This is a genomic window from Sorangium sp. So ce1504 (assembly GCF_051521635.1).
GTDB lineage: Bacteria > Myxococcota_A > Polyangia > Polyangiales > Polyangiaceae > Sorangium > Sorangium cellulosum_B.
Map to the genome: position 1 here is coordinate 8,943,977 of NZ_CP150365.1, position 24,763 is coordinate 8,968,739.

26 protein-coding genes are annotated in these 24,763 nt (G+C 67.7%); 13 read left to right on the top strand and 13 right to left on the bottom strand.

The window, feature by feature from the left end:
• The first annotated feature begins 370 nt into the window (after positions 1-370).
• From WMF39_RS33710 to WMF39_RS33735, 6 genes are all read left to right on the top strand, one after another.
• A complete protein-coding gene (locus tag WMF39_RS33710) occupies positions 371-979 on the top strand; it encodes a hypothetical protein (protein ID WP_437740576.1) in 609 nt (202 codons plus the stop codon).
• Between the two features lie 126 nt (positions 980-1,105).
• Positions 1,106-2,455 carry a helix-turn-helix domain-containing protein gene (locus WMF39_RS33715; RefSeq protein ID WP_437740577.1) on the top strand — a complete coding sequence of 450 codons (1,350 nt, stop codon included), beginning with the start codon at positions 1,106-1,108 and terminating at the stop codon, positions 2,453-2,455.
• Between the two features lie 2 nt (positions 2,456-2,457).
• Entirely contained in the window at positions 2,458-2,967 is a 510-nt protein-coding gene (locus WMF39_RS33720; protein WP_437740578.1) for an AAA family ATPase, read from the top strand.
• A 485-nt stretch (positions 2,968-3,452) separates the two neighbouring features.
• On the top strand, positions 3,453-5,042 hold the full coding sequence (ltrA, locus tag WMF39_RS33725; RefSeq protein WP_437740579.1) for a group II intron reverse transcriptase/maturase: 1,590 nt from the start codon (positions 3,453-3,455) through the stop codon (positions 5,040-5,042).
• A 6-nt stretch (positions 5,043-5,048) separates the two neighbouring features.
• Positions 5,049-5,495 (top strand): hypothetical protein, encoded by a 447-nt coding sequence (locus WMF39_RS33730; RefSeq protein WP_437740580.1) that lies wholly within the window; start codon positions 5,049-5,051, stop codon positions 5,493-5,495.
• The gene (locus WMF39_RS33735; protein ID WP_437740581.1) at positions 5,492-5,749 is read left to right on the top strand and encodes a hypothetical protein; all 258 of its coding nucleotides are present in this window, start codon (positions 5,492-5,494) and stop codon (positions 5,747-5,749) included. Before WMF39_RS33730 ends, WMF39_RS33735 begins: the two co-directional genes overlap by 4 nt.
• 113 nt (positions 5,750-5,862) lie before the next feature.
• On the opposite strand, the gene WMF39_RS33740 is transcribed toward WMF39_RS33735, so the two are convergent.
• The gene (locus tag WMF39_RS33740; protein WP_437740582.1) at positions 5,863-6,225 is read right to left on the bottom strand and encodes an ATP-binding protein; all 363 of its coding nucleotides are present in this window, start codon (positions 6,223-6,225) and stop codon (positions 5,863-5,865) included.
• 11 nt (positions 6,226-6,236) lie between these two features.
• Positions 6,237-7,772, bottom strand: a complete 1,536-nt coding sequence (gene istA, locus WMF39_RS33745) for an IS21 family transposase (RefSeq protein WP_437740583.1) — start codon at positions 7,770-7,772, stop codon at positions 6,237-6,239.
• Positions 7,773-7,817: 45 nt separating this feature from the next.
• On the opposite strand from istA, the gene WMF39_RS33750 reads away from it, so the two are divergent.
• Complete coding sequence (locus WMF39_RS33750; RefSeq protein ID WP_437740584.1) at positions 7,818-7,964, top strand: hypothetical protein; 147 nt, start codon at positions 7,818-7,820, stop codon at positions 7,962-7,964.
• Between the two features lie 280 nt (positions 7,965-8,244).
• Here the strand turns inward: WMF39_RS33750 and WMF39_RS33755 are convergent, their stop codons facing one another.
• The 3 genes from WMF39_RS33755 to WMF39_RS33765 all read right to left on the bottom strand — a co-directional run bounded on the left by WMF39_RS33755 (position 8,245) and on the right by WMF39_RS33765 (position 9,196).
• Complete coding sequence (locus WMF39_RS33755; protein WP_437740585.1) at positions 8,245-8,421, bottom strand: hypothetical protein; 177 nt, start codon at positions 8,419-8,421, stop codon at positions 8,245-8,247.
• Complete coding sequence (locus tag WMF39_RS33760; protein WP_437740586.1) at positions 8,390-8,557, bottom strand: hypothetical protein; 168 nt, start codon at positions 8,555-8,557, stop codon at positions 8,390-8,392. Before WMF39_RS33760 ends, WMF39_RS33755 begins: the two co-directional genes overlap by 32 nt.
• A gap of 369 nt (positions 8,558-8,926) precedes the next feature.
• Positions 8,927-9,196: a hypothetical protein gene (locus tag WMF39_RS33765; protein ID WP_437740587.1), complete on the bottom strand. Its 270-nt coding sequence runs from the start codon at positions 9,194-9,196 to the stop codon at positions 8,927-8,929.
• A 304-nt stretch (positions 9,197-9,500) separates the two neighbouring features.
• Here WMF39_RS33765 and WMF39_RS33770 point away from each other — a divergent pair, with 304 nt between their 5' ends.
• Entirely contained in the window at positions 9,501-9,908 is a 408-nt protein-coding gene (locus WMF39_RS33770) for a hypothetical protein (protein WP_437740588.1), read from the top strand.
• 1,032 nt (positions 9,909-10,940) lie between these two features.
• Here the strand turns inward: WMF39_RS33770 and WMF39_RS33775 are convergent.
• Positions 10,941-11,231, bottom strand: a complete 291-nt coding sequence (locus tag WMF39_RS33775) for a hypothetical protein (protein ID WP_437740589.1) — start codon at positions 11,229-11,231, stop codon at positions 10,941-10,943.
• A gap of 1,364 nt (positions 11,232-12,595) precedes the next feature.
• Positions 12,596-13,672, bottom strand: a complete 1,077-nt coding sequence (locus tag WMF39_RS33780) for a hypothetical protein (protein ID WP_437740590.1) — start codon at positions 13,670-13,672, stop codon at positions 12,596-12,598.
• Positions 13,673-13,900: 228 nt separating this feature from the next.
• Between WMF39_RS33780 and WMF39_RS33785 the strand changes: the two genes are divergently transcribed.
• Entirely contained in the window at positions 13,901-14,995 is a 1,095-nt protein-coding gene (locus tag WMF39_RS33785; RefSeq protein WP_437740591.1) for a sigma-70 family RNA polymerase sigma factor, read from the top strand.
• Between the two features lie 1,239 nt (positions 14,996-16,234).
• On the opposite strand, the gene WMF39_RS33790 is transcribed toward WMF39_RS33785, so the two are convergent.
• Positions 16,235-16,783, bottom strand: coding sequence for a hypothetical protein (locus WMF39_RS33790; protein ID WP_437740592.1), 549 nt, complete (start codon positions 16,781-16,783; stop codon positions 16,235-16,237).
• A gap of 471 nt (positions 16,784-17,254) precedes the next feature.
• On the opposite strand from WMF39_RS33790, the gene WMF39_RS33795 reads away from it, so the two are divergent.
• From WMF39_RS33795 to WMF39_RS33810, 4 genes are all read left to right on the top strand, one after another.
• Entirely contained in the window at positions 17,255-17,407 is a 153-nt protein-coding gene (locus tag WMF39_RS33795; RefSeq protein ID WP_437740593.1) for a hypothetical protein, read from the top strand.
• Positions 17,408-17,759: 352 nt separating this feature from the next.
• Positions 17,760-18,893 (top strand): hypothetical protein, encoded by a 1,134-nt coding sequence (locus WMF39_RS33800; protein ID WP_437740594.1) that lies wholly within the window; start codon positions 17,760-17,762, stop codon positions 18,891-18,893.
• Positions 18,894-19,591: 698 nt separating this feature from the next.
• Positions 19,592-19,789 (top strand): DUF3817 domain-containing protein, encoded by a 198-nt coding sequence (locus WMF39_RS33805; RefSeq protein WP_437748061.1) that lies wholly within the window; start codon positions 19,592-19,594, stop codon positions 19,787-19,789.
• A 258-nt stretch (positions 19,790-20,047) separates the two neighbouring features.
• Positions 20,048-20,926, top strand: a complete 879-nt coding sequence (locus WMF39_RS33810; RefSeq protein WP_437740595.1) for a hypothetical protein — start codon at positions 20,048-20,050, stop codon at positions 20,924-20,926.
• A gap of 165 nt (positions 20,927-21,091) precedes the next feature.
• On the opposite strand, the gene WMF39_RS33815 is transcribed toward WMF39_RS33810, so the two are convergent.
• From WMF39_RS33815 to WMF39_RS33835, 5 genes are all read right to left on the bottom strand, one after another.
• Positions 21,092-21,547: a RidA family protein gene (locus WMF39_RS33815; protein ID WP_437740596.1), complete on the bottom strand. Its 456-nt coding sequence runs from the start codon at positions 21,545-21,547 to the stop codon at positions 21,092-21,094.
• Between the two features lie 210 nt (positions 21,548-21,757).
• The gene (locus WMF39_RS33820) at positions 21,758-22,588 is read right to left on the bottom strand and encodes an SDR family oxidoreductase (RefSeq protein ID WP_437740597.1); all 831 of its coding nucleotides are present in this window, start codon (positions 22,586-22,588) and stop codon (positions 21,758-21,760) included.
• Between the two features lie 410 nt (positions 22,589-22,998).
• Positions 22,999-23,625 carry an acyl-CoA-like ligand-binding transcription factor gene (locus WMF39_RS33825; RefSeq protein ID WP_437740598.1) on the bottom strand — a complete coding sequence of 209 codons (627 nt, stop codon included), beginning with the start codon at positions 23,623-23,625 and terminating at the stop codon, positions 22,999-23,001.
• Positions 23,626-23,783: 158 nt separating this feature from the next.
• A complete protein-coding gene (locus WMF39_RS33830) occupies positions 23,784-24,437 on the bottom strand; it encodes a glutathione S-transferase family protein (RefSeq protein WP_437740599.1) in 654 nt (217 codons plus the stop codon).
• A 24-nt stretch (positions 24,438-24,461) separates the two neighbouring features.
• A complete protein-coding gene (locus tag WMF39_RS33835) occupies positions 24,462-24,674 on the bottom strand; it encodes a hypothetical protein (protein ID WP_437740600.1) in 213 nt (70 codons plus the stop codon).
• Between the last annotated feature and the right edge of the window lie 89 nt (positions 24,675-24,763).

Here is a 24,763-nt window from a genome sequence, read left to right on the forward strand (position 1 = left end):
TTGATGGCAGGGTGCTCGACCCACCGGAGAACACCATCACCGAGGCGGATCAGGTGCGATGACGGGGGTGTCCGAGGGCAGCAAGCTGCCAGGGCGCTCCCCGGCCATGCATTGCGCCGAGTCCGATAGAATTCTCAGCGTAGCTCGTCCTGAGCACGATCACGCCGGTCGAATCCAGGAGCACAGGAAAAGAGGGACCGTGCATTCCGTTCGCCTCTCGAAAATTACCAGCACGACTCGTCGCCCGTCGGCGTAACGAACGGAGTAGGTCAGCGGCAGGAGCGGAGCATCGGCGCGGCGCCGGCCACAAAATAGGCGACGGGAGGAGCTCGTTTGGCCGCGTGCCCCCTCCCGTCGTGCTCCGAATCGCTTGAAAGAGCGGAGCCCTCAACAAATCGTCCATTTAGACCTTGATGTCAAAGGCTGGCTCGGTTCCCCGCCCACCGTAGAGCGCGCGCGGCCAGCCCGCTGCCCCCGTTGCGGCGCGGCGGGGTGCCCGCTGGGGGGCGGGTTGGGGCTGTGGGGTCACGGAACGCGGTCGCGGCAGGTGCGCGGGCCGCTGGCTGCCGGCGAGCGCGGCGGACTCGTCACCATCGAGGCGCGCCGCTATCGATGCCGCCGCTGCAGCGCCGCGATCACGGTCGTTCCGCGGGGCGTCGCGCCGCGACGGCACTTCGCCGCGACGGCGATCGGTCTGGCCCTGCTGCTCGTCGGCGTCGCCGGTGCAGCGCTCATCGAGGTACGGCGGCGCGTCAGCCCCTGGTCCGCCAGCTTCGATGCTGACAGCTGGGTGACCGTGCGGCGCTGGCTACGCGCCATCGACCAGGAGCGCCTCTTTGCGGCGGTCCGCCCCAGTCCCCTCGCTGCATCGCTGCGGCAGCGGGCCGAGCGGGCCGCGATGACGCTCGTCGCGATGGCGCCTTTTGAGGCCGAGGTCCCCGAGGCCGCCGTCATGGCGGGCGCCGCGCGGGCTGCGTGATGGCAAGCGGCCCGCTCGCCCAGCTCATGCCGGACCCCACCCGGTTGGATCCTCGGTCGGCGGAGCGCCTTGCGCTTGGATGGCTGTGCGGCCGGTGCGGTGTCACCGGCGCGGAAAGGACACGACGTGCAAGACCCCCTCCAGCCGAAGGACCACGCCGAAGCGGTGGCGCTCTATCGCAGCGAGATCATTGGCTCGCTCATGCACCGCGAGTTCGACCGCGGAGAGCTCGCCGAAGCGCTCGGTGACCTGAGCAAGCAGCGGTTTCGCCCACCGCGCGCCCATTCCCCGCGCACCTACTCCGTCCCCACGCTCGAGCGCTGGTATTACGCGTACAAGACCGAAGGTCTCGAGGGCTTACGCCCCAAGCCCCGCAAGGACAAGGGGAGGGCGCGCGAGCTCACCCCCGAGCAACGGCAGATGCTGCTCGAAATCCGAGAGGAGCACCCGAGCGCCTCGGTCTCGCTCGTCCTCGACACCCTGATCGCGGCGGGCCGCATCGACAAGGGCGCCATCTCCGCCACCACGGTGCGACGGCTGTATGCCGAACACCACCTCGATCGCGTCGCGCTGCGCGATCGCACGGGCGGCAAGGTGCGGCTGCGCTGGCAGGCCGAGCATCCCGGCGCCCTGTGGCACGGCGATGTGTGTCACGCGTCGCCGATCCTCGTTAACGGCAGCCCGGCGCCGGTGCGCATTCACGCGCTGCTCGACGACGCCTCGCGGTACGTCCTCGCGATCGAGGCGATGAGCGCCGAGCGGGAGGTCGACATGCTGGCGCTCTTCATCCGGGCGCTGCGCAAGCACGGCGCTCCCGACGCCCTCTACCTGGACAACGGCTCGACCTACCGCGGGCACACCTTGCACCTTGCGTGCGAGCGACTCGGCACCACCCTGATCCACGCCCGCCCGTACGACGCCCCCGCGCGCGGCAAGATGGAGCGCTTCTGGAGGACGTTGCGCGAGAGGTGCCTGGACTTCACCGGAGCGCTCGGGTCGCTCCACGACCTCAACGTCCGGCTCTACGCATGGGTCGACGAGCACTACCACCGCACACCGCACGCGGCGCTCTTCGGCAAGTCCCCCGCGCAGGTCTACGAGGAGTATCCCCATGTCACCGACGACCTCGACGAGCGGAAGCTGCGCGACGCGCTCACGACCCAGGCCCGCCGGCGCGTGCGGCGTGACAGCACGCTCTCGATGGATGGGCAGGACTGGGAGACCGATCTCGGCTTCCTCGCCGGCCGCCTCGTCACGGTGTCGAGGTGCCTCGTCACGCCGAACGAGCCGCCCTGGATCGAACACGAGGGCAAACGCTTCGCCCTGCACCGGGTCGATCCGGTGAAGAACGCCCATCGGCCGCGACCGGCCTGCAACCTCGATGTCGCTCATGAGGCGCGCGTCCCCTTTGACCCGCCGAAGACCCTCCTGGACAAGGCTCTCGGACGAACGCCCCGCGATGACGAGGAGGGATGACCATGGACTTCTGCAGCTACTTCAGCTTCACCGCAGAGCCATTTTCCAAGGAGGTCGAAGACGGCGAGCTCTGGCTCCCCCCGTCCAAGCAGATGCTCCTCGAGATGCTCATCGAGGCGGTGCACGCCAGAAAGAGCGTGCTGCTCGCCGGTGACCCCGGCGTCGGCAAGACGTGTCTGCTCCGCGCGCTCCGTCATGCCCTTTCGCCGCAGACGTTTCGCTTGACCTACTGCGCCAACGTGACGCTTGGACGCCGGGACTTCTATCGCCAGCTCTGTCTGGCCCTCGGTCTCGCGCGCTGCAGCACCGCTGGAGACGTCTTCTACGCGGTCAGCACGCACGTCGAAGAGCTCGCGAAGGAGCGCGTATTTCCGGTCTTCGTCCTCGATGAGGCCCATCTACTTCATCAGGACACACTCGATCATCTTCACATACTCCTTAATGTGCGCCGTGAGGCGCTGATACGACCGGGGACCACAAGGGGTCCCCCTCACCTGGGTCGAGCTGGGTGAAGAAGGGCGCCGCGAACGTCTCCGGGGACTGGACCGGAGGCCTGCAACAGCCGAGCGGCGTGAAGAGCCGGCGCAGGGAGCCATTGGCGACCGAGGCCGGTGACCGAAGGTGCCACGGTGAGAGCCGCATGAACGATCGTTCAGGCAAATCGAAGTCGGTGTTGGAACCCTCTGTACGGAAGGATGCCCCGCCTCGCGCGGGTTTGCAGCCAGAGCCTGGTTGTCAGTTGAAAACGACTGGGTGTGCCCAGCCTGGGCACGCCGGCTCCCAGCCTCGAACGGGAGACCGGTCCGCGCTGCCAGGGGCAAAGCCGACCACCTACCGCACCACGGGTTGTATCAGTGAACACGGGAACCTCGATCCGGGCGCCAGCGCCGCAAGCGTTGGCAAGCCGACAGGTCCGGCCATGTCTCGGACGAGGGGCGGAGCCCCCGTAGTAGTCGGAGCGCGGGAAAGCCGCGTACAAGGCGAAGGGGGGCAGTCGATGGGGACGGCTCACGCTGCGCCGGGGAAAGCCGTGTATGCGGCATCTCAGTCCGATCTGGACTGGCTCCGGAGCGTACAACGTGAGCTACACCGGCGAAGTAGAGAAGATCCGGATTACGTGTTTCGCAAGTTGTGGGGGTTCATTGTCGATCCTCGCACATTGCGATGCGCCCTTCACCGCGTGGCTCGCAACCGTGGGAGCCGCACGGCGGGCGTAGACGGAATCACGATGGGGAGCCTCATCCGGGACATCGGCGCGGAGAGCTTCGCGCAGAAACTGCGGGAGGAGTTGAGGTGCCGAACCTACCGGCCGAGTCCAGTGCGTCGGGTGCTCATCCCGAAGACAGGTCAGCCTGGTAAGTACCGTCCGCTGGGCATCCCCACCGTCCAGGATCGTGTCGTGCAGGCAGCGTTGAAGAGCATCCTCGAGCCGATCTTTGAGGCGGACTTCTTCCCCGTCTCATACGGCTTCCGTCCTGGGCGCGGCGTCCATGGAGCGCTGGAGCATCTCCGGATGCTTCTGCGTCCCCGGCCTATCCGCGAACAGGGCAAGGCTGTGAATCGGCTTCCATACCAATGGGCCATTGAGGGAGATATAAAGGGGTGCTTCGACAACATCAACCATCACGCGCTGATGAACCGGGTGCGCCGGCGCATCGGCGATCTCAAGGTGAATCGGTTGGTGAGCGCCTTCCTGAAGGCGGGCGTCCTGTCCGAGGAGCAATTCTCCCGGACGGAGGCAGGCACCCCGCAAGGTGGGATCCTGTCTCCCCTCCTCGCGAACATCGCGCTCAGCGTGATCGAGGAACGGTACGAGCGACACGTGTGGCCACGCCGCACGCCGACGCTTCGCACCGATCCGGAGACGATTACACGGCGGGCCAACGAGAGACGTACCACCGACAGGCGGCGCGGTCTCCCGGTGTTCGTCCCTATTCGGTATGCGGATGACTTCATCCTTCTCGTCGGCGCACCGCCCGGCCCGCAGCAACAAGCGGACGCCGAGCGATATGCAAACGAGGAGAAGTCTGCGCTGGCCGCCTTCCTGAAGAACGAGTTAGGATTGGAGCTGTCGGAAGCGAAAACGCTCGTGACCCCGATCACGAGACCCATGCGCTTCCTGGGCCACCATATCCTGGTACGGCGACATCCCGGCCACCGCCGGATGGTGAGCGCCAGCCTCGTTCCGAAGGAACGCAGCAAGCTCTTTCGGGAGCGCGTGAAGCGGCTGTTCTCGAACTCCACGAAGAACCAGTCGTTGAGCAAGCAACTCCGGAAGCTCAACCCCATGCTGCGAGGCTGGGCGAACTTCTACCGGCATGCTTGGGGTGCGAAGAAGGTGTTCAACTTCCTCGACCACTATGTCTGGTGGACGGTCGCCCGCTGGCTCAAGAAGAAGCATCGGCTCTCCCTGAAGCGCCTCGCCAGCCGCTACGGCTGGCGAAAGCCAGGCGGCCGATGCGTGCGCTGGAGGGACGGAGAGGTTGTCCTCTTCGAGACCTCCCGGCTCACCGTTGAGCAATACAAGCTGGGTTGGATGCACGCGCCGTACTTCGCTACAAGCGTCGATGGAGAGCCCGGTGCATAACGAAAGGTGCACGCCGGGTTCGGAGGGGGGCGGCCGGAAACCGATCTGGCGCAAGCCAGACACGGCGCCGGCCGCCCACCCACCTACGCCTGGGATAGCCGCGCATTGCTTTCGCTCGTGTTGCTTGGCTTGCCCGAGCTCGGCGAGCGGCTCCGCGTGCGCCGCAATCGCTCCCTGTATTCGCGCCTCCATTACCGATTGACCATCGACCCGCTCACGCCGGACGATACGGCCGACTATCTGCGTGTACGTCTCGGCCGAGTCGGCTGCACGAAAGAGCTCTTCACCTCGGACGCCATCGCCATGCTGCACGAGGCGGCCGCTAGCAGCCTGCGCGACACCGATCGACTCGCCACCGCCGCGCTCCGCGCCGCTGCGCGCAAGAAGCGCAAGCTCGTCGAGCGCGACGTCCTGAGCCGCATCCTGCAGCTGGACGCAGAGGAGGCCGGATGAACCCCGTCCCCCTGGCCGAGGGGGACACGCTGCGCGGCGACGCCGCGGCCAGCGCGGCCGCCGCCCTCGTCGCGGCCCTCGCGCTCGCCCGCGACGCGCTCACCGCGCGCTACCCGGGCGACCCGGATCCGCTTTGCTCTCGCCTCTACGCCGTCGACGTCGTGCTCCACTACCTCGATCGGCTCGACGACGCTCTCGCTCGCTACCACGCCGTCCTCGACGGCAATGACCGCCTCCCCCTCCGCATCGACTGAGAGCGCCGGCGCTCTGCGACCGCCGCAGTCACCCGGCGCATCGCCTCGCTGCAATCGCGGTGAGCGGAGATCCAGTTCGATGATGGCCATCACAGAGCCGGATCTTCCGGCCATCAAACAGCCTGCTCGGTAACACTCTTGCCCACGCCGGTCATCCCGGTGATGAGCACGTTGGCGTGGTCGGCGATCCAGCGACCCGAGGAGAGCTGGCGGATCTGGGCCCGATCGAGCTCCCGCTTGGGCGCGTAGTCGATGTCCTCCAGGCACGCGCTGGGGATCCGCAGCTTCGCCTCGCGCAGCAGGCGCCCGATCCGCTTGTTGTCACGGGCGATGTGCTCGGCGTCGACGAGCAGCGCAAAGCGGCCATCGAAGTCGAGCTCGGCGATCGCGGGGTCAGTCCGCTGCCCCACCCAGGCGTTCGCCATCACGTACAGATGAAGGCTCTTCAGCTTCTCGAGCGTCGGTTCGGTCAACACGTCGTTCTCCGTCAGTTGAGGTAGTAGTCACGGCCACGGATGTTCTCGTGGTCGATGGGCTGAGGGGCGGCCGGGGCGCCGTCGTCATGAGCGAGCGGCACGCGATCGAGCCCGTTCTTCAGGATCGACTCGACGTGCCGGTAGGAGCGAGCGCGGACGTGCCCGGCGCGCACGCAGGCAGCCTCCAGCCGCTCCTGGCCGTAGCGCTTGCCGAGGCGCAGCAGGCCCAGGCAGGACCGGAAACCCTGCTCGGGGTGAGGCCGCTCGGCCAGGATCGCCGCGCAGAGCTGCCGGGTTGCCGGGCCGACCTTCTCGGCCCACGCGAGCAGGCGCGAGGGCGTCCACTCCGCATGCGCCCGGTGGGCGCTCGGCATGTGCTCACGCACGGTCGAGTGCTGCCCGCGCGCTCGCGAGCGGGGGTGCGATGCGATCCGGCGGCTGCGCAGCAGGACCTCGACCGTTGCGACCGTCGCCCTTATCCAGACCTCCTCGTGCACGTGCACGTGGGGGACCGAGTAGAAGTGGTCGTCGAAGACCACGTGGTAGTCGATGTTGACACGCGCCTTCTTCCACTCGGCGTACTCGAATGCCTCCGCAGGCAGGGCGGCGAGCGCTGCCTTCTCGAGCTTCTCGAAGAGCTCCTTCCGGCTCTCGCCGTAGCGCTTCATCACACGGCTGTTGATGTCGACCAGCAGCTCGGCGATGCGCGCGTTGAGCGCTGCGAGCGAGTGAAACACCTCGTTGCGAATACGGGCAAGAATCCATCGCTCGACGACCTGCACGGCGACCTCGACCTTGGCCTTATCGCGTGGATGCTTCGGTCGCGCGGGCAGCACCGTCGTGCCGTAATGTTCGGCCATCTCCTCGTATGTCCGCTGCACCTGAGGCTCATACCGGCAGGCGCGCGTGACGCCGCTCTTGAGCTGGTCGCACACGACAGCGCGCGGCACACCGCCGAAGAACACGAAGGCGCGGCAGTGGCTTCCGATCCAGTCCGGTCCCCTCTGGCTGCGCGTCGCCTCAGCGTACGTGTAGCTGGAGGCGCCGAGCACCGCGACGAACAGCTCGACCTCGGCGACCGTGCCTGTAGCGGGGTCCACGAGGCTCGGCTTCTTGCCGGCGTAGTCGACGAACATCTTCTCGCCCGCAACGTGGACCTGGCGCATCACCAGGCCGCGCCGATCGAGCCACGTCCGGTAGCGGTTGCAGAAGGCAGTGTAGCGAAGACCGTTGGGATGCTGGCGCAGGTACTCCAGGTGCAGTAGCTCCAGCGTCACGTGGGGCCGGTGCCGCTCGCGGTGAATCCAGGCGCAGTCGGGCTCGACGGGCGCGACCCCCGGCTCGACGACGGACGTGCCGTAGAGCGCCCGCTCCAGGGCATCGTCGTCCAGCTGCGTGACCTGCTCCCAAGCCGTGAGGCCGGCGGCCTTGGCGCGTGCCAGGACGTTGCCCACCGCCCCCGGGCTCGTGCCGTTGCTCACCGCCGTCTGCCGGTGCGTGCGGCCCAGGAGCCACTTCTGCCGAAGAATCTCTCGTGTTTTGTGCATGGACAGTCGCTCCGTCGCCACCTGGGACCCTCCTCTGAGGCCCGGGTGGGTGGACCCGACGTCCAGCGCCGCTACGCCTCAGCCTCGTGGGCCGCGCAGGATGCACCAGCGCGATCACGAGCGGCGATCCGCGCGATCACGACCGTGATCCCGATGATCACGATGGTGATCCTGGTGATCACGATGCGGTGATCCGAGCGATCACGATGCGGTGATCTCGGTGATCACGATGGCGTGAAATCCGCACAAAGGAACCCGCCACCGAAGCGCCGCCTGTTTCGTGGCCGAGTCGCCGCGCCGAATTGCCTTGATCGCATCGGCTGACGGTCCAGCAGCCGCGATATTTCAAGACGCCTATGGCCACGTGGTCTATCACCCTGTGCGCGATAGTTACGACGCCTTCGGAGTGTGAGGTCACGAAGACGACCGGACGTGAACCACGTCGCCCGCCGCGAGCGCGGGCCAGCCGGGGCTACCCGCCGCGCCGGGTGCGCTCGGCGGCAAGGTCGATGACGCCGCCCGCATCGGCCCCTGGCGCGCCGAGCAAGCGCCCGATGGTCTCGTGGGCGATGCGCGCCGCCTCGACGTCGCCCGCCGCGAGCGCGGGCCAGCCGGGGCTACCCGCCGCGCCGGGTGCGCTCGGCGGCAAGGTCGATGACGCCGCCCGCATCGGCCCCTGGCGCGCCGAGCAGGCGCCCGATCGTCTCGTGGGCGATGCGCGCCGCCTCCACGTCGCCTGCCGCGAGCGCCGCCTTCATGCACTCCGCCAGCTGGCCGAGCAGCACCGTCCGCGGGTCCGCCGGTTTCGTCCGGGATTCGTCCGGCTCACGAGGTTTCGCGCACTTAGCCGCCGTCGTCGGCACGCTTGCCGCTCCCGTCGCATGCGGAAACCTACGCGATCCCTGCGGATCCCTACCCTCGGCAGGCGTTTCGATTCCCGGCGCCTCCACCAAGAAGACACGGCGAGAGCCGTGTCTTCTGCTTTTTGTGTGCCCTGCGTGTGACCTGACAAAGTTTGGCGCTGCTGGATTTGGTGGGTCCCGCGTGAGCGGGATCACCGAGCGCAGGCGCGGCGGGCGACGCCAGGGTACGGGGCTCCACGGCGCTCCACGACGGGCACCCAGCTGGCGGGTGTTGGCGCATCCGTGAGTCGATTATTGGCCCTCCTTCATCCGCGGCTCGATGGGCGGGTCGAGCGCATCGCCATGGACCCCGCGCAACACGATCGCGGCGTGCTGGGCTCCGTTTTCAACCGCATCGAGAGGGTCTACCCCGTATGTAGTAGATGGGCGCCCATCGATGTCAACAGTGACAGCCCAAGGCCACTTTTTTTCCGGAGGGTTTCGCGTCGGCTCATGGATGCGAACCACGATGTCGCGCGACTCGCCCTCTTCTGGGGTCAGCTTAAAGGTCAGCTCGAGCATCACTTACATCTCCTGTCGCAGTCTTTGAGGCATCGACTATATTCATCAGTACACTGTTTTAGGCAGGTCGTGTCGCCCCTTGGGCAGTTGTCACGGCAGAGTTCCCATATCTTGTCACACTTTTCCTTGCACGCCTCTAGTCTTGGAAGCCCATCGAGACGGCTGCGGCACCGGGTTTGCCCGGGTTCGCGTTCAGATCGCCAGCGCCTCCACCGTCACCAGGGATGCCGAACTTAATCGGAGAGTCGGACTCGACGTTGGGGCCCTGGTCGGCGGTATGTGCCACCGCAAGAGAGTGTCCTCCGTGGCCTCCACCGCCCCGACCGCCATTGCCGCCTTTCCCGCCATCGCCACCACGGCAGCCTGGCTGCGACCCAGCCCTGTTGCCTCCGCCAGTGCCGCCGTACCCACCCACGCCGCCGTACTGGCCCTTTCCGCCTCGCCCGCCATTGCCGCCCCGACCCGTGATGATGCTGGTTTTACTCACGTGGACGCTGGCGTGGTAAGACAGAATCCCGATGCTGGATCCGCCTGGACCGCCGCCCTTGCCGGGCTCGCCGCCGCAACCGCCAGCACCGCCGGAACCGCCCGAAGCGCCGCCCTGTGCCGCTCCTGTGCCGCAGAACATGGCTCCGCCGCGCGAGCCGCCTCCACCGCCGCCGCCGTAGCCATGCTGCCCCGTCTGGCCATCCTCGCCAGCGCTGCCTTCTAGCCCTGTGTCTGTGAGCCTCCCCTGCCCTGACGCACCGTTACCGTTCGCGCCGTCATCCCCCACCAGGCCGCGCGTTCCATCTGTGCAGGACATGACGTCTTGCCCAGTTCCACCCAAGCCGTACTCCATCGGGTTGGTGACTGGCACAGGGTCGCCACTTTCGCCGTCGCTACCATCGCCCTTGGTACCGACGCCGCCCATCCCGCCTGAGGAAACGCCGTCGTCACATGCGGTGGTGACCCGCGCCCCTCCCGTCACGACGTCCGCAGAACACGCCACGGCTCCCGGGTTCCCTGGTGCACCCTCCCGTGCTGATTCGGCGCTTCCGTCAGCGCCAGCGGCCCCATCTGCGCCGTCCCCGGCCACGATCTCGCTCAGGCGTACGTCCACCGTCACCCCCGGCAGGGCGCGCATGGCGATGGAGGAGCCGCCCGGCACGGTGGCATCTTGTGCGACCATACGCATTCTCGTTAGCGTCGTGGTCACGTCAGCTTCGGGTAAGGGCTCCGCCGTCTGGTCCACAACGGTGAGCGGGGTCAGGTTCGGGCCTGGCGCAATGGTGGTAAGCTCGCCCAGCGGATGTATAGGCCAATGTCCACGGGGATCGCGGCAGTCGAGTCCTCCCCACACCTCCATGCCAGCCGGCACACGCACTTCTGTCTCGAAGATGTCGGCGCAAGCATACACCCGCATCCCCTTATTACGCGCGAGATCAAACGCACGCGCGAAGGTCTTCACCGGGTCGTCTCGCGTGCCCGGGTGATCGTCACGACCATCCTGCCGCAAATACACGCCATCGCAGTCGACCGAACGGTCAGGGTTGCCGTGGTCGGCATTACAAGCCACAACCGGCGTGCACGTGAGTGTTTCCTCGCAGGGCTCCCATGTACCCGGATCGGCGCCGCACCCAGTCGCCGCGATTCCGGAAAGCCACAAGGCTACGAGCAGCAGAGGCAACGCCTCGGACACACGATGCCGCCAGTTGCGCCTCGATGCTTTGCTCATCATCGAATCTCCTTGCATTGCTCGCGCCTACTCCAGCGTCCAGGCGTCTGGGTCGTTCGAATCCTCGGCCACGAAGGGCAGGAACTCGGCCGCCGCGCCGTCATCACCTGCGCTCTCCGCCGCGTCGGGGTCACCGCCGGGCCCGCCCTTGCCCGCAGTCCCGAGCACGAACGTCGCCTCGACGTCATCCCGTGTCACCTCCGCGGTTTCGAGGTACGCGATGCCGATCGAATGGCCCCCGAGGCCGCCGCCTCCGCCGCCTCCGGGCCCTCCGTTGCCGCCGTCGCCTCCGCGGCACCCTGCGAGCGTGTCAGGCACCGCTCTGCCGCCATCGCCGCCAGGAGCTCCGCTACCTCCCGGTAAGCCTGCCCCTCCCGCGCCACCCCGACCGCCACGGCCCGTCTGGATCGTCGACCCGCGGACTGTGACCTTAGACCCCCTCGTAGCGATGCCGATGCTCGCCCCCCCGGCGAACCCCCCTTTCCCCGGCTTGCCGCCACAGCCCCCCGACCCGCCCGAGCCGCCGAACGCCCCGCCGGCCGGGCCTGCACCACAGGCGGCGGGACCGCCGCGCGAGCCGCCGCCACCGCCGCCCCCCTGACCAGGGCGCCCGACCAGCCCGTCCTGGCCTTTGCCCAGGGTGCGGCCCCATGCGACGACGCCCGGACGCCTCGCTCCTTGGCCCTGTAGACCAGCGGCACCGTCGTGGCCGCGCTGGCCATCACTGCACGCCATGCTCCCCTGCTGACCGATGCCTCCGGCACCGGCGCCCGTCGGATTCGGGTCTGGGGCAGGCTCCCCATTCCCGCCGCCGGAACCCCGATCCGCCAGCCCTAGGCCGCCCTCACCGCTGGCTGAGTTTCCGTCGTCGCACATGGTCGTGACGGCCGGCGTCCCAGCCGAGGCGTCCAAGGTGCACGCGTCAGCTCCGGGGTGCCCCAGCTCACCATCGGCTGCCGCCGTGCCCTCTGCCGCGGCTCCGGGCTCACCGTCCGCTCCGTCGCCCGCAACGATAATGCTGTCAATCACCTCGAGCTCGCTGCCGGTTCGAAGGTAGATCGCGATCGAGCTGCCGCCCGGGCTTCCACCACGCCCGGTGATGACTTCGCTCGCCACGAGCTTGAGCTGAACCCCTTCAAGCGCATCTATCCCGATGGAGCCTCTTGCGTCATCATCTGCGTCATTGCCATCAGGAGCGACGATTCGCAGGTTCGCGAGCATAGCGATTGCTCGTCCTCCGAGCCATACCACTTGAGAAACGGGCCGCTCCGGGGCGACGACGGTCTTCGCGCTAGCCCCGGGATGACGCCAGCCGTTCGTGCAGTCGAATCCGCCCCAGATACCCGTGCTGTGGAGCCCGAGCGTTTCATCGAAGGTTTCGGCACATGCGTAGACACGGTGGCTGCCCATATCTGCAAGCTCGATGGCCTTGGATAAAGTCTTCACCGGCTCCGCGCGGCTCCCGGGGTTCGCGTCGTCACCGAGACTTGCGCTGACGAAGATGCCGCAGCCGTCTTCCGGAGGTCTCACCGTGGGATCCTCGTCGCAGACGGGTACCGTGGGGCCGGAGGAACACCCGCACACGACAGCAGCTATTTCGCACCCGAGCGCGATGGCCACCAAGGTAGCCACCTTGCGCCGGCCTTTCCGTGAGGTTCTCATGACCTGGAGCTCCACGTTCGTCACCATGCACCGATTATTATCAGCCCCGCGTGCTGTCCGCTCACCGTGGGAACGACACGCACGCCATCGCTGGGCGGCGAGGTTCGGTCCACGAGCAGAGACGCGAGCGTCAGCGCACCGATCGCGCCGCCGGACGCAAGGGTCACCCAGCCGGCTTTCTTCAGGAGATCCCGCTTCCCTTGCAGGTCGCGCAGCTCCGAGCACGCGCGCGGTGCGTTCGGGCGGGCACATCGGCCCGCGTCCTCGTCTGCGCCACGCAGCGCGGTAGCTCGGTCGTGCAGCTCATCCTCGGTGTAGGCACTCCAGATCAGCAACCCGCCGCCGGCTGCCATGGTTGCCCCCGCCACGACCGCGCCGCCGATGCGCAGCGTCGACGCGGTGGTGGACGGCGCCACGGACGACGCCTGCGCTCCTCGCGCGGAGCTCTTGGTTGAGGTTCCCTTCGCAGGGGTGCCCGGCGCTGCGGCGCGCGGTACCTGCAGCGAGATGGTCGTCGGCTTCCCGGCCTGCGCGTCGAACGACGCGAACGCCTCCTCATGGCCCGCCAACCGGGCCCGCACCATGTGCTGACCGGGCTCCAGGAATAGCCTGTAGGTCCGTGCAGGCGCGCTGATGGGCTTGCCGTCGATGAGCACCTCCGCGTCCGGCGGGTCGACAGACAGGTAGAGGGTCGCGACATGCGACGCTGCCTTGCGCTGCCCGGCCTCGAACCGCAGCTGTAGTTCAAGGGGCAGGACGTTGCGCTGCTCGAGACTCCAGGCGAGATGCTCGGCAGCATCACGGTACTTGCGCAGCTCGAGCTCACACAGGCCGAGCTCTCCGGCGAGCTCCGCGCGCTCCTTCTCCGTGTTCGACGCCGGGTCTGTCGCCTGGAGCGCCGCATTGTAGGCCGCGTGTGCCTCGGTCCACCGACCTGCGTCACGGGCTCTCTGCGCACGGCGAACATGGTCCTTCACCGTCGAGCTGCCGCTTCGCTCCAGCGTCGAATAGAGGTCCTCGGCGCTGGCGGGGCTCGTGTAGACACCAGCGGCGCCAAGCATCAGGCAGAACAACAACGAAGGCGCAACGTCACGCATGCGCGGAACGTACTGACGCCCGGCGCGCGGCGTCAACGGCGACAAATTCGAAGGGAAAGAACGTTTTGCCAGGCAAAGATCGGCCCGACGACGCAAAGGCGACCGTCGACCCTCCGCGCAGTGGAGTTGCCCAGGTACGCACATCACAAAGCGTACATTATCCTACCAAAGTTGACCCACCCTGCTCTTTCTTGAACCCTTCCGGCCAGCTCAGGGGTGCTACCAGCTGTGGGCAAGCCAGCACGAACTCCCCCCCACTTCGAACGCTTTCGCCGCCTCATCAGGCGGGTCGGTGTCCCCGCGCGACACGCCGAGGACCTCGCGCAGGAAGCGCTCCTGCGGGACTGGGAGGCGAGAGGGCAGCTCGAGCCGGGCGTGGATCCAGCGCCGTACTCCGTCACCATCGCCCTGAACCTCGCCCGCAGCCACCTACGGGACGCGAGCCGTCGAGGTGAGGTCCTGACCCCGTTCGACGAGCACGACTTCCGCGGGGACCAACCGAGCCCGGAAGCCTTGCTCCGGAGGCAGGAGCGAGAAGCCGTCATGCGCGACCTGATCGAGCAGGTCGACCCCAAGTACCGCGACCTCTTGGTCGAGCACGAGCTCGAGGAGAGGTCGCTCGCCGAGATCGCCGCCGAGCTGGGGCTCAAGCTGGACACCGTGAGGAGCCAGCACCGCAGGGCACGCGAGCAGCTGGAGGAGGCGAAGCGGCGCTGGATGGCGCAGCAAGAATTCCGGGGCTGGGACAAGGTGCCCTGCGTTCCGGTGGCGTTCGGCCTGTTCCGTCGCTCGTGGTGGACGACCGCGCGGCACCTGCAGAAGGTCGGGGCGAAGGTCTTCGCGCAGGCGGCGCTCGTCGTGCTGACGGGCGCCGTCGTCGCGACAGCTCCACGCTCGTCAAGCTCGGCCAGTACGACCCCGTGGTTACGGCCGGCAGCGATCCACGCCGGTGCGGCCACGCGCCCGCAGCAGCACACCACACCGCCCCTCGACGAGCCAGACGCACGCCGCGCGGTCGCCGCGGCCTCGCCCCCGGTGCAGGGCGGCATCCCGGCACCCGGCGAGAATGCACCGGCCGCAATGAACGGCAACCCCGCTTCGCCGGCCGCAACAGCTGCGCGTTCCTCGCCGCCCGTCCGCGCCGTACGCACGGTCGCGAGCGAGCGCGAGAAGGACCTGATTCTCCAGGCGCGCAAGGCCATCGAAGCCTACAACGCCAGGGCTGACGTCGAGGCGCGACGCCTGCTCGACATGCACGCCATGGAGTTCCCTCGGGGTCAGCTGGCCCGGGAGCGCGAGGCGCTGCTGCTGCAACTTCGCTGAATCGGCGGCCGGAGCGCCCCGCGCTCAGAAGGCCACCGAGGACGGCAGCAGCGCGTCTCGGAGGCGATGCATTTCGCGCGACCTACGACGCTGACCCGAGCCGCGAGGCTGCCGAAGCGGGCGCTACCCGCCACGCCGTCGGCCGTGACGAAGCGGATGCTGCTGTGGCGAGTCGCTGTCGGGCTGCATCGGCGTCCAGGCCCCGCCCTCGCTCCTCCGCGGCGGCGCCCTGCTTGACCCACGGCGCGGCCGCGCCGACAGTCGAGCGATGCTCCGCCACATCCTGTACGCCGCATCAGCGCTCCTGCTCGGCGCCTGCGTGCCTCCATCTTCTTGGCGCTGCTCATGAGGAGCTCTCGATCGCCGCTGTTGCCGGCGGCCTGGCGGCTCCAGTGGTTCAGCTCGGCGAGGTTGGTGCTCGCGAGGACGCGCTCCCGCGCTGCCGCGGGCCCGCGGAGATCCCCAACCCCAGGCGACGCGACGCAGGCCGGTCCCCTGCCGAACGCTAGCCCTCCAGCCGATCGAGCCGGCCGCCTTGGAGCAGGCCCCAGGGAGCCGACGCCGAGTACGCTTCGGTCCCGGCTATGGGCAGGCTTGGCGCATCTGTGAGTCGATTATTGGCCCTCCTTAATCCGCGGCTCGATGGGCGGATCGAGCGCATCACCATGGACCCCGCGCAACACGATCGCGGCGTGCTGGGCTCCGTTTTCAACCGCATCGAGAGGGTCTACCCCGTATGTAGTAGATGGGCGCCCATCGATGTCAACAGTGACAGCCCAAGGCCACTTTTTTCCCGGAGGGTTTCGCGTCGGCTCGTGGATCCGAACCACGATGTCGCGCGGCTCGCCCTCTTCTGGGGTCAGCTTAAAGGTCAGCTCGAGCATCACTTACATCTCCTGTCGCAGTCTTTGAGGCATCGACTATATTCATCAGTACACTGTTTTAGGCAGGTCGTGTCGCCCCTTGGGCAGTTGTCACGGCAGAGTTCCCATATCTTGTCACACTTTTCCTTGCACGCCTCTAGACAGTCGGGGGTGCACCCTGCCATCGCCTCAGAGGCTCCGCTTCCCACCGGTGCGTTTTGCGGCCTTGCCGGCACATACCCGAAGGCCCCATCCCCTCCTGTCGGGGTGATGATGCTACCGCCGGCACCTTCGTTTCCCTCACCGCGGACCCAGCACTCTCCCACATCGTAATTACACGCCGCGAGCCCGAAGCACAGAACAACAAATATCTTATTCATTTCGACCTTGCCCCAAATCTCCAAACTGCTCCGGTGGCCACCATCACAACCAGACTTCCAGGAAGAACGCGACTACTGCCGCCCGTCCAGTCCACATGTACGCTGGTGGACACGCCCAAGGGCCCGGCGAAGTACCAATCGGAATGGGCGCGGCCGCCTGGTGCAACCCCCACCACGCGGTTACAGATCACGATATTGCATACCGGCATCGAGTAGATCGCCAGGGACGGCCCGAGGCTGACGGTCGTTGTCTTCGTGGCGTACCCAAGGGTGACGGCCGTTCGGTCGTAGAACCCGACACCATCGCCTGGAACGATGCTGAGCATGTTATGGGCTTCGAGCCTGAAGTCCCCCTCGCTGCGCCAGAGCCACCCGGCGAAGGGGCTCACGGCCAGCCTGGGCTCGATCCCGATCTGGATCCCGCCCACGCTGACGCCGCCGCTGAACTCGAGTGCGTGTGCCGGCACCGGAACACTACTGGCGAGCGCGCAGGCACAGCCGCACAGCACGAGCACGCGCTCCTTTGCCTTCAGCCCGTGCCCCATGCCCTCCCCCGATCCCGGATGCTTCTCCTAACGGAAGGCGGCGTCAACAGGTGACCTAGGCCACATTACGTCCAAACGGTCCTTGCTGACGAGGGTCAGAGCGCCATCGGCAACGTGGATGGTCAAGGTGTGCGTCAGCGAGTTCGGCACCGTCCCGTTCACCCGCTCGTTCACTACGTCTGAGGCGGATTGCTCGACGGCTCTCCGTCCCGTTACTGGCGTCGGCTGGGCTTGTTTGCCGCCCCTCAAAAAATGCGCTCAGGATGGCGCCCGGGGGCCACCATCTTCTTGGCGCTGCTCACCGACGCGCCTCGGCGCCGGCGCGGAAAGGACACGCGCCTGGCTCGGCCGCTCCGGACGCGACCCGCCGCTGGATCAATCGGGGAGTTCGGCGGTCAGGTCCAGTTCGACCAGCTGACCGGGCGGGTTGATCTTAACCAGGCGCATTGAGCGGGGGCGAGCGAGCGCGAGATGGACCTGATCCTCCAGGCGCGCAAGGCCATCGAGGCCTACAACGCCAGGGCTGACGTCGAGGCGCGACGCCTGCTCGACATGCACGCCATGGAGTTCCCTCGGGGTCAGCTGGCCCGGGAGCGCGAGGCGCTGCTGCTGCAACTTCGCTGAATCGGCGGCGGCCCTGGCGACAGATAGCCAGTGGTGGAGACGGCGGCGTCCTTGAGCGACGCCAGGCCGAGATCCGCCCTGCACCGGGCCAGGAGAACGAGCACGTTCATGACACGCAAGGAAGCCGTGGCGGAGCATAGGCACACGTCACGGGTATCGCCGGCGGTCACCCCGCGGGGCGGCGTCGGGAGCGGCCTTCTCGGGTGCCTCGATCGCCCGGGAGCGAGCGCGACGCGCGGCGTCGAATGGATCGCTCCCGCGACCGTCGAACGCCGCGCCAGCGCGACCCCCGGCGACGAAAACGTGCGCCGGCGGGCGCGTACAGGTCGGCAGATCGGAACAGGAGAGTTGTATGCGGCTGAATTGGTTCGGGAGCACCGTCGTGGTGATGTCGGCGATCGTTGGTTGTGGAGGCGACGACAAGGGCGCTGGGGGGCAAGCGCAAGGGGCTGGGGGGCAGGTGCAAGGGGGCGAGGGCGGGGCCGGCGGGAGCGCGGGCAGCGAGACCGGCGGGGGCGGACAGGGGCCCGCCGACTGCCCAGAAGCGCAGGTGTCCTGCAATGGCGCGTGCCTCCCCGTGGGCGTGCCGGCCGGCGGCTGCACGGTGCTCGCGCACGCCGGGAAGCACGTGTCCATCGATCACGGCATCGCGGTCGACGCGTCGCACGTGTACTGGGTCGAGCAGCTCTCACACACCGCCGTCGCGCGCGTGGCGAAGGCGGGGGGAGGGCGCGAGGAGATCTACGATTCACCCTATGTCCCCCTGTCCGTCGCGGTGGACGAGAAGAACGTGTATTGGGCCGAAAACTCGGTCACGCACTGGGTCCGCGCGATGCCGAAATCGGGCGGTGCCGTGATCGATCTGGTGACGTTCGTCGACGACTTTGGCGGCATCGAGGATGTCGTGACCGATGGCGAGCGCATGTTCTTCACCCAGCAAGTGCGCTCGGGGCCGCTCGAGGTCAGGAGCGTCGGGCTCGACGCCGGGGACGAGGTCGTGCATGGTCCAGCCGGCGACATCTTCAGCACGACGCTGGCCCTGGATTCCGGGTTCGTCTACTGGCAATCCGCCGAGTCCTTCGACAAGGACGAGATCCTGCGCTCCCCCCGGACCGGCGGCGAGCCGCAGGTGATCGTGACTGTGGACGGTGGCCCCCTCCTGGGCTTCGCGATCGGCGGCGAGTTCATTTATTACATGAGCCCCGGCGCGATCTGGCGCGTGCCCGTGTCCGGCGGCGATCCGACCGAGGTGCTCTCGTCCCCCGACGTGGAGGGCACCTTCTTCGTCGCCCACGCACAGGCGCTCTACTGGGCCTCGTCCGGAGCGCTGTGGCGCGTCGGCGTGGACGGGAAGAATCCCACCCAGCTCGTCAAGACCGACGATTCCATCTCCCACATCGCGGCCGACACGAGCGGCGTCTACCTGGCCATCAACAAACGACCGGGATCGACGGGGGACGGGTTCATCGTCAGGGCCGAAGACTGAGGGCGGATCGCGCCGATCGTGCCGCCGGGAGACGCGACGATCTTCGGGGTGAAAGGGGCGAGAGAGCGGCTGCAGCGGCTCGGGTGGAAGGGCGCCTGACCGGGAGGGCGCGGGGCGCCTCGCCCGATCCAGCGCTCACGAAGCGCTCGACTTCACGCTCGCCCCCCGGCGTCCGTTCGCCTTGATCGGCGCGGCGCGGAAGGCCCGGCTCGACCCCCGGGCAGCCGGACACGCCCGAACACCTCGCAGGGCGTCGACAGGTCGAAGGGGACGACCCCGTCCATCGCGACCACAGCCACGACGTGCATGGCTGAAAGATGCTTGATGTTCCACTTCATGCCAACGGTTTCATGATCCGGCGCGGGTCCGGGACGTCGGACTGGCCAGAAGTCGTCGAAGATTGGCACGAACGCCCCTCGCGGCACCGTCCCGGCTGTGCCATATCCCGGCCGTGCCATATGCCGAGCGATGACGGCTTGTTGCCACTGGCATCCGGGGCATCCCCTCGTTTGCGAGCCCCTCCGACCGTCTCACGTCTCGGAGGCGTCGTGGTCATCCCGAGAAGGCGAACCGTGAAGAGCGCCTCGCGCCGCGCCATGGAGCCCCCCTCATGCCCGCCTACCAGATTCTACGGTTGATCAAGTTCTTGGGCGTCATCCTGTACGAAGTACATCTTCGGCCTGCCGATCGCGGTCCGGATCGCCGGCAGCGCCCACGGGCTCTTCTTTCTCCTCTTCGTCTCCGCGCTGTTTCGCGCGGCCACCGAGCGTGACTGGCCGCGTCGCCGTTCGCTCATGGCGCTCCTCGCGTCGCTCGTACCGGGCGGGACCTTCGCGCTGGATCGGACGTTGAAGCGCGAGATCGAGGGCGACGCGGGGACTGCGCCCCATGGCTGACGCCACGGCATCGGGCCTTTTGACGATGGCCACGTCGCCCGCCGCGAGCGCGGGCCCAGCCGGGGCTACCCGCCGCGCCGGGTGCTCTCGGCAGCAAGGTCGATGACGCCGGCCGCGTCGTAAGCGGCCGAGGTGTGGCGCCCCGTTCACGCGTCGCGTCTCGCGCTGCGATTTGGACGGAAAATCCGCATGGATCGGGGAGGTACGAGCTTTGCTCCCGCCGCCGTCATGAGGAACTGCTTTCGTTCGCTGGTTCTCGTGGGGGCTCCTTTCATCTTCGTCGCGGGCTGCGGCGGATCGGACGGCGACACGATCGCCGAGCCCACCGAGGCGCCGGCAACCCCGTCGACTCCGGCGGAGGTAGACACCACCTATGAACAGATCGGGCGCGGCTGCGGCGACAACGGCTCCCTCGTTCGCTCGCTGACGCACGTCCCCGCGCTCACCACCAACAACCTCTGGATCGCCCCAGACAACGACGCCGCCGGCCTAGCCGCGTCCAAGGACGACAATGGCTGGGGAGCGAGCGTGGGCGTCTACGAGCTCGGGTTCGAGTCGATCGGGGACAACATGGAGAGCCACTCCGCCGAGCAGGCCGCACGATGCGACGCGGTCAGCGAGCTCTTCGACCCCGCCGGGGACGGCGCGCGGCACCGCTTCCTCAACGTCCTCGTCTACGCCGGCGATCACCCGCACGCCGAGGCGATGCCCGCCGAGGGTCTCCCCGCCGCGGTCGAGGCGCCGGTCCGCCTGAAGGGCTATCTGGACGTGGCCGAGGGCACGCGCGAGGAGATCGAAGACGGCGTCGTGTACCGGGACGCGCAGCACCAGTACCTGCCCATCTACGTTCGCTGCGAGAAGCCCATGAAAGTCACCTACGAGGAGCGCCTGTTTTCGCGCGAGGAGGTCGAGGCGCTGAAGATCGACACCCGCATCTGTCGCCCCGTCGCCGAGGACGGCTACGGCTGCCTCTCCGAGCGCCCGCAGCCGATCGAGGGTGCGTGCACGTTCGTGGCGGCCGACGCGAAGTACGTGACGACGAGCGGCGAGGAGCACAACCTATCGCTCGGTGGCCGCATCGAGCGCGGCGAACAACTCAGCTACAAGATCACGGTCGACCGCTTCGCCTTCCGCTGAACGAGGGTCCTCGGTCTGCGAGGCCGACACCGGCGAGCAGAGTACTCGGGCATCGCTGACGACCGCGGCTCGGCCGATCCAGCGATCCAGCCGTCCAGTTCGGCGGGGTCGGTGCTCGCGAGGATGCGCTCCCGCACGTCGGCAGGGACCTCCAGCCTGCGGGCCTCAAGTAAGGCAAGGCCGCGCACCGGGGCCGTCGATGCCGGCCGCCGCAGGATCACCGGGGAGCGCGGCGGTCAGGTCCAGCTCGACCAGCTGACCGGTGAAGCCGAGCGAAGCGACCCCGAGCAGGGTGCTGGCCGCACCAAAGGCCGGGCCGAGCGCCGAGTCGTTCAGTCGCTGCCACACCGCGCCCAGCACCTGGTCGTCGTCGCTGACCACGTAAATCACCGAGCGCACCACGTCGGCGGGCTGCGCCCCGGCCGCGTTCAGGACGGTCAGCGCATTCGCTGCCACCTGGTCGGCCTGCGCGAGGTAGTCGCCCGCGCCGACCACGTTGCCGTCGAGGTCGAGTGGGCACTGGCCGGCGAGGAAGGCCAGCCGGCCTGCCTCGACGATCGTGACGTGGTGATAACCGGGAGTTTGGTGGACGTCGGGCGGGTTGATCTTCACCAGGCGCATTGAGGGGGAAGGAAAAGCAAACGAATTCGAGGATGTCAAGGGCCGTGCGCGCTATTGGCTGTGAAGGCGCACGAGGAACTCAGGGTAACCGATCACGCAGGTTCCACGTCGAGCCCCAGATCGCCGAGCGGCATACGCGGCCGCGGAGAAGAGGAGAAGGCCGCCGAGGACGGCGGCAGCGCGTCTCGGAGGCGACGCATTTCGCGCGACCTACGACGCTGACCCGAGCCCGAGCGTCCGCTGGATCATCGCTTCGATGGCCTCGAATGGCTGCGCGCGGCGAGCGGCCGCCGCGGCCTGCGCGTCGGCGCCGACAGGTTGCTGGAACGGCGTCTCCGGTTCGTGCACCGCGCGCCAGATGGCTTCGACCACGAGGCTTTCGTCCGGCGCCGGTGCGGCCTTCTGGAACGAGCTCATCGCCGACGCGAAGGCGTCCATGTGGGCCTGGTAAGGAGATCCGAAGTGACGCGCCGATCCCAGAGCCTTGCGCAAGATCTCCGTCGTTGGGAAGGCGCCGGGCTCCACGACCCGCACGCGGACGCCGAACGGCTTGGTTTCATGGTAGAGGGCTTCGGACATGCCCACGAGCGCAAATTTGGTCGCGGCGTAGATGCCATCCCCCGGCAATCCGAGGAAACCGGCAACTGAAGACACATTGACGATCACCCCCTGTCTTCTGGCGCGCATCGAGGGCAGCACCGCCCTGCTCATCCGCAGCGGACCGAAGAAGTTCGTCTCGAACATGCGGTATGCCTGAGCGTCCGACGTTTCCTCGACCGTGGCGCGCAGGAAGATCGCCGCGTTGTTGACCAGCGCGTCGAGCGGGCCTGCCGCCAGCACCTGGGTGACACCGCGCTCGACGGCCACGTCGTCGGTGACATCGATCACGACCGGCGTCACGCCGAGCTCTCTCAATATGCCGACGGTTCTTCCGCTCAAGTCACGCACGCCGGCGAACACCTCGTCCCCACGAGCTCGGAACGTCTTGGCTGCCTCGAAACCGAACCCGCTGCTGCACCCGGTAATCAATACCCTTGCCATAGGATTCCTTTCTCATCGTGACCGGCATTGTCCAGCCAGCCGCCGACGGTCTGACACCCCTCGAAGCTGAATCAGAAGCAAGCCCGCCCCGCCGCGCCCCCAGGTGCCATGGAGGGTCTCATGCGCTGGCGTCGCGCGATGGTGAGCGTCCGCCGCCACTTCAGGCGTGGCCGCCCTGGCGAAGCGGTCCGGCAAGGTCGATCCAGACGGAAGCTGTAGAGGCGCGCTGAGCACCTCTCGGATCGCAGGATCGTGGAGCGATCGAGCACCGGAACGCGGCGGGGAGCAGCTACCCAGGGACAATAGCCCCTCAGTGGCATTTGTCAAGAAGGCGCGTTTCTTCTCGCGCGCGCTCCTCGCCGGCAGACGAACCGGCGGCGCGCCTCAGGCGGAAACGACCGAGCCGGCGCTCATTGGGGCGAGGTGCCGCTCCCACCGCGGCCGAACTCGCGCGCGAGCGTCCGGAAGGCCTCGTCCACGAGCTCTGGCAGGTCCTCGGTGGCCCCGCGCGCGATCCACGCGTCCATCGCGGATTGCACGACCGCCATCGCGCAGCTCGCCAGCACGCGCGGCGCGAGATCGTGCCGCGCGTCCAGGCCCATGCGCTCGGCCAGCGGCTCGCAGATCTCCTCCCCGCAGTGTCCCAGCCGCTCGCGCTGCCTCGCGCGGATCGCCGGCGTCCGCGCGACGAACTGCTGGATCAGGGCGAAGCGGGGCAGATCCCCCTCGTGGAGCTTCACGATCGTCTTGACGGCGTTTCGCAGCGCCTCGACGGGCGGCTCGCTCCGCGGGCGCGCCCGCACCGCATCGCGCGCCGCCTCGATGAACTGGTCCATCCACGCGATCACGAGGTCTTCCTTCGACTCGAAGTAGCGGAAGAACGTCCTCCGAGAGACCTCGACCACCCCGAGCACGTCATCGAGGGTCGTCTGCTCGTAGCCGTTCTTCAGGAAGAGCTCGATCGCCGTCTCGATGATCTGCGCGCGCGTGCGCTCCTTCTTGCGTTCCCTGAGCCCCGAGGGGCCGGCCTCCTTCATGCGGGCCAAGGTACCACGCACACGCTTCGGGTGCTCCTCCCTGACAAACGCTACTGAGGTGCACATTGTTCTTCGCGGTGCCCCGCCGTGGGTCGAGGTGCGGCTGCCTCGCGGGCTGCTCCTCGCGGACTTCTCAGCCCTGTCAGCGAAGACTGCGATCAGCCGGTCGATGACTTGCCGGTGTTGACCGCCAATTGAGCGTCGAAGGCTCGCTTGTAGGCGGGCCGCGCTTCGCCGCGGGCGACATAAGCGGCCAGGTTTGGGTACTCGTCCAGAATGCCCGATAATTTCAACCTGAGCAGCACCGACACCATCATCAAGTCGCCAGCGCTGAACGCATCATCGAGCCAGCCGGCATCGCCCAGGCGAACGGAAAGCTGGCCGAGCCGAGCGCGGATGCGGTCCTCGACCAGAGGCAGGCGCTCCGCATACCAGGGCTTGTCGCCCTCCAGGATCCTGGCGGTTACGAGCTCGAGAATCGGTGGCTCTACCGTGTTGAGCGCGGCGAACATCCATGTGATCGCGCGCGCCCGAGCATTGGCATCGTCCGGCAGCAAGCCCGCATGTCGCTGGGCGATGTGAAACACGATCGCCCCTGTCTCGAACAGCGCGAGATCGCCTTCCTCATAGGTCGGAATCTGGCCGAAAGGGTGAAGCGCCAGATGCGCGGGTTCCTTCATCGCACGAAACGAAACAAGGCGAACCTGGTAGGGTTGGCCCGCTTCCTCGAGCGCCCAGCGAACACGCGTATCACGCGCCAGTCCCTTGCCACCATCGGGTGAGCGTTCAAAGGCGGTAATGGTGATGGTCATCGAGAGGCTCCTCCTTGGCGAAAATCATAGACCGCGGAGGCAGACCTTTGCAACCATGGCCGAGCGCTTGCCACGGAACGTGAGGCCACGCCTCCTGCCCGTCTGGGCCTCGCTGACCTGCTCGCCCTCATCGACGAGGATCAGCCCCCTGGGCTCCACCAGCGAGAGCTGGCCGAGGAGGGCGCGCGCCTCGACCTCTCCGTAAGGCGACGGCATCCGGCCGGTCGCGGCCCTCACGGACGGCGACGATGGCGCCGAACATGCTATAACCCACCGGCAGGCCCTGCGACGCAGCTGATCGCGACGTTGACCGGACATGGAATGAA